Annotated in this window: 4 protein-coding genes; all 4 read right to left on the reverse strand. The window is 42.1% G+C overall.

Annotated elements, in window-relative coordinates; genetic code table 11:
- Positions 1-392 precede the first annotated feature (392 nt).
- The 4 genes from F6K20_RS27730 to F6K20_RS27745 all read right to left on the reverse strand — a co-directional run bounded on the left by F6K20_RS27730 (position 393) and on the right by F6K20_RS27745 (position 3,755).
- Complete coding sequence (locus F6K20_RS27730) at positions 393-539, reverse strand: hypothetical protein (protein ID WP_008182382.1); 147 nt, start codon at positions 537-539, stop codon at positions 393-395.
- Positions 540-863: 324 nt separating this feature from the next.
- Positions 864-1,748, reverse strand: a complete 885-nt coding sequence (locus F6K20_RS27735; protein ID WP_081431950.1) for a class I SAM-dependent methyltransferase — start codon at positions 1,746-1,748, stop codon at positions 864-866.
- Positions 1,691-1,915, reverse strand: coding sequence for a hypothetical protein (locus F6K20_RS27740; protein WP_008182386.1), 225 nt, complete (start codon positions 1,913-1,915; stop codon positions 1,691-1,693). Before F6K20_RS27740 ends, F6K20_RS27735 begins: the two co-directional genes overlap by 58 nt.
- 1,123 nt (positions 1,916-3,038) lie before the next feature.
- A complete protein-coding gene (locus tag F6K20_RS27745; RefSeq protein ID WP_008182388.1) occupies positions 3,039-3,755 on the reverse strand; it encodes a phycobilisome rod-core linker polypeptide in 717 nt (238 codons plus the stop codon).
- Between the last annotated feature and the right edge of the window lie 202 nt (positions 3,756-3,957).

A 3,957-nucleotide genomic window follows, 5' to 3' on the forward strand; every position in this document is an offset into this window, starting at 1 on the left:
TCCCGAGGGTATCGGGCTAGGTGGAGTTATGGTTTTTGATATATAGCAATTCTACGACTTGTGAGGTACAAATATCTGGGTTTTAGGGAGCAGGGAGCAGGGAGCAGGGAGCATGTAAGAAAGAGAGAAAAGGCAAGAGCTAATAGTCAAACAATTCTGTGTACCTCATGAGTCCTAGAAACGCTATAGTGCTACGCGCAAGGGCAAAAGGCAAAAGGCAAAAGGCAAAGGTGCGCTCTTACCATTAAGAATTAAATTGGCCAAGGTCAAGCGCACCGGGAGGGGGAACAAAGTCACGAAAGTCCCCTAGAATTGGGGTATTTTAGGGTGCCTTGCGTAAGTCATGTAATATAAAGAAAGGCTTCAAGGTTTTTAAGGATTTCTTCAACTTATCAAATTAGAGAAGCTAGCTCCATACCCCACCCAGGATTACAACCTGTTAAGTTGGCTTTGCCATCACCATCTGAGTCAAAAAGTTTGGCAATTTTGGGATTTTTAAGTTGCTCTGGCTTAATTGTATTCCACAGCCTACTGGGCATCCTATGGTGTTTATGAAAGATCTGACATAATTTTCGGTATAAACCATAAATTTTCAAAATCTCAAAGCTATACACAGTATAGTTTTAGCCAATTCAAGTTAAAAGCATATCATAACAGGTATCAACTAGCCTAATTTACTCTCAGAAAATAATACAGGAGTCCCTGCATTAAGTCAATCGGGTCGGGGATTTATTATCGGTTAGTCCTAATATCCAATGTCACCTCAACCTGAGGGGTTGTGAGGAGGGTGGGGAGATGGGGAGATCGGGCAGATTTTTATTAAGGGTAATTATCCTAACATGATCTAAGCATCCTGGTTGGGCTTATTTTTTGTAAATGCGAAGATAGGTTTGTACATAATCCATAGAGAACTGACCGGGATTCTCTCGAATCCTAGCTGTAAATCTTTGGTAGAATTGGTTGACAATATCAGAAATGTCTTGATTGGATCGATTGCTTAGGGCATTTCTCAATGTATGTTCACTCCAAGAGCGAGTCGCTTGGGTGAGACCTTGGGCAAATTTCTCTGCATCCCTATCATCTTCGTACTGAGACCGATAAGGGCACCGAATCAGCATGGTTCGGGTATCTCCTAATCGTAAGCCAGCTTGATAAACTTCACTTTGAGGGTCTTCGAGACACGCAGTAAACTCGGCTTCTGTTCGGTAATAACTTTGTGATGTAGCGCCAACATACTCTTCTGGTTGAATCAATTCCTCAATCTGCATTTGTTTCCAAATTTCGTGCAGAATATCTTTCAGGTTCAAGTCTACCAGGTTGTGCCCTACATAGCGCCCTTGTTCGTCTACGGATAAGTTGACGGTTACTATTTGACCTCCAGATTTGAGTTCTTTAGCTCTAGCCAGGAGAATAGTGCTCCAGTCAATCTGTGACTGTGCTTGAAAAATTGCTTTATCTTCTACTGGGGCAGAAACATTGACATCAATATGATTGCTCAGATGTTTGGGTAGCTTACTTAGCCAGTGCATGGCTGTGGAGGAGAAACCAAAGTCTAGACTATTGGGGGGACAAACAGGTTCATAAAATGATCGTGGAACCATTGAAACTACTAGATTTTGATCACCTTGCATCAATAACGTTGCATTTTTGCCTAGGGCATTAAAGTCATTACTGGGTAAATCATTAAATATTACTTCAACAAAAGCCCCGTTATTTTTTTTTTTATAGTAGCAATAATCTGCTGCCATAATCCTTGGCTAGTACCACCGTCTGCAATGCCGTAATCAGCTAGTCTTACCTGTGAATAGTTTTGGATGGGCTGGATTGCTTTTGCTACTAAATCCCCAGCAGCTTCGAGACAAAGTTTGGCTCCAAGGGTGTTGAGTGAGTAGTTAGATGCCATATAAATTTCCATGTCCTATCCTCTGTAATGATGATTATTTTAACCGGTTTTTTAGTTAATTAATGGTCAATAAAACCAGAAAATTACTTGCAAAATATTGGTGGTTTATCTGCTAGTTTTTTCAAGCAAGTAGTATTATAGCCATTGGTCACCAGTTAAGTAATCGCGTAATTTGTCAGGGTCAACCCATCTAAGCCTAGGAATAATATCAGGAAATTCAAGCCGAATAAATCAACAGAGGAGTAGACATCTGAAACTGAATAATTTACGGTTATTCCGTACTGATTCGGCTAAGTTTTCATAAACAAAGCCTAAAAGTATTACTAGGGAAGACTTTTAGGTTTTGAGATACTATAGCAATTCTACGACTTGTGAGGTACAAATATCTAGGTTTTAGGGAGCAGGGACTTCGGAGCAGGGAGCAGGGACTTCGGAGCAGGGAGCAGGGACTTCGGAGCAGGGACTTCGGAGCAGGGATAAGAGGCAAGAGCCAATAGTCAAACAATGCTGTGTACCTCATGAGTCCTAGAAACGCTCTATGTAGTTTCAATTATCAATTATCATCAAAATCTCAAAGCTATACACAGTATAGTTTTAGGCAATTCGATTTAACAGCATATCATAACAGGTAAGCACCTACACAGAATTAATTACCTACTGCCAATCTCTGTAACCCTTGCCCTGCAAGGCTTTGATTATTTTAAAATGTGTAATTAATTTTGTGCACCTGCTTATCAACTAGGCTAATTTACTCTCAGAAAATAATACAGGAGTCCCTCCATTAAGTCAATAGGGTCGGGGATTTATAGCGGTTTTCAATTAGGTGAATTCCAAATTTTTGGGTTTTAGGGAACAGGGAACAGCGGATCACCGGAACAGCGGATCTGGAAGCCACCCATAACCCCTCCGAGGAGGCGAAGAGAGGGAAGAGGGAATAGGGGAAAAATCCGGCGTTGCTTAATAATGGAATGATTTTAATAGTAGGTGCGACCCTAGGGCGATTTACTCGCCCTAGGGTCACACCTGTGGAATGGGCATCTTGCCCGTTTCATTTCCAGGCGGGCAGGATGCCCACCCCACTCATATTCATTCAAAGATTCAGCAATGCCGTAATCTTTGAATGAATATGAGGATGTCACAGGCTACCAGTGCTATAAGCCTGCCAAGCAATGGTGAGAATAACACGAACAACTTCAATTGTACCGGCTACAGTAACAACTGCGCCGATCTCGCGTACCACACGGGGCGGCAGATTGCCTTCCCAGGGTAAAAGGGATCTTGATTTGTAGTGCTGTATCACGTTACCGATTCCTGTATAACGTTTGATGCTCAGTTCCTTTGGCAGTGCCGGGAGTCCCTGATTACTGGAAGACAGTTTATCAGAGCGGCGAAACGGTACAATGTCATCACCAAAGGCTGCAATATATTCATCACAATTGGTCAATGTCTGCGCAAAGGTGATCAGACCTTCCGAGGCTAAAAGGGAGCTCCACTTATGGATCTCGTTTTGTGTAGCCTGGCGACCTAAAACGCGCTCAAAGCACAGTGCAACAAAACGGAAATTACTATTGACGGCGAAGACATAATTAACATACATGTCCGAGCAAAGTAACTCACGAACCAGATCTCGAGTGCTCAATTGACCATTCAGGTATGCAGATTCAAGGCTAGCATGATGGTGAAATTCAATATCTCGATTTTCCTTAAATAGTTGCTTATATACTGCTTTCAAGCTGAGCAATTTATCGTCATCTGATATAGTATTCCCTTGGCTGCCGTTATAGCTGATTGGGTAAATTTCAGAGGTAGACCAAGATTGTATTAACTGAGAGTTATTAGTTAGTGTTTGCATATTGTCTTTGACCCTGTAAGTGTTTATTAATCCGTTAGGATCGATGCCTTGATTATCTAGACGGTTCTAATTTTAGGGGCTAGGGCGTGTCTTCAAACTCCGAGTACCCCCGTTTCCCTTAAAAAAGGGGGACTTTGAGTATGGCTCCCCCCTTAATAAGGGGGGCTGGGGGGGATCTAATATCTTGCGGAAAACTTTGAAA

Origin of the sequence: Moorena sp. SIO2C4 (assembly GCF_010672485.1) — a bacterium.
Classification (GTDB): Bacteria; Cyanobacteriota; Cyanobacteriia; order Cyanobacteriales; family Coleofasciculaceae; genus Moorena; species Moorena producens.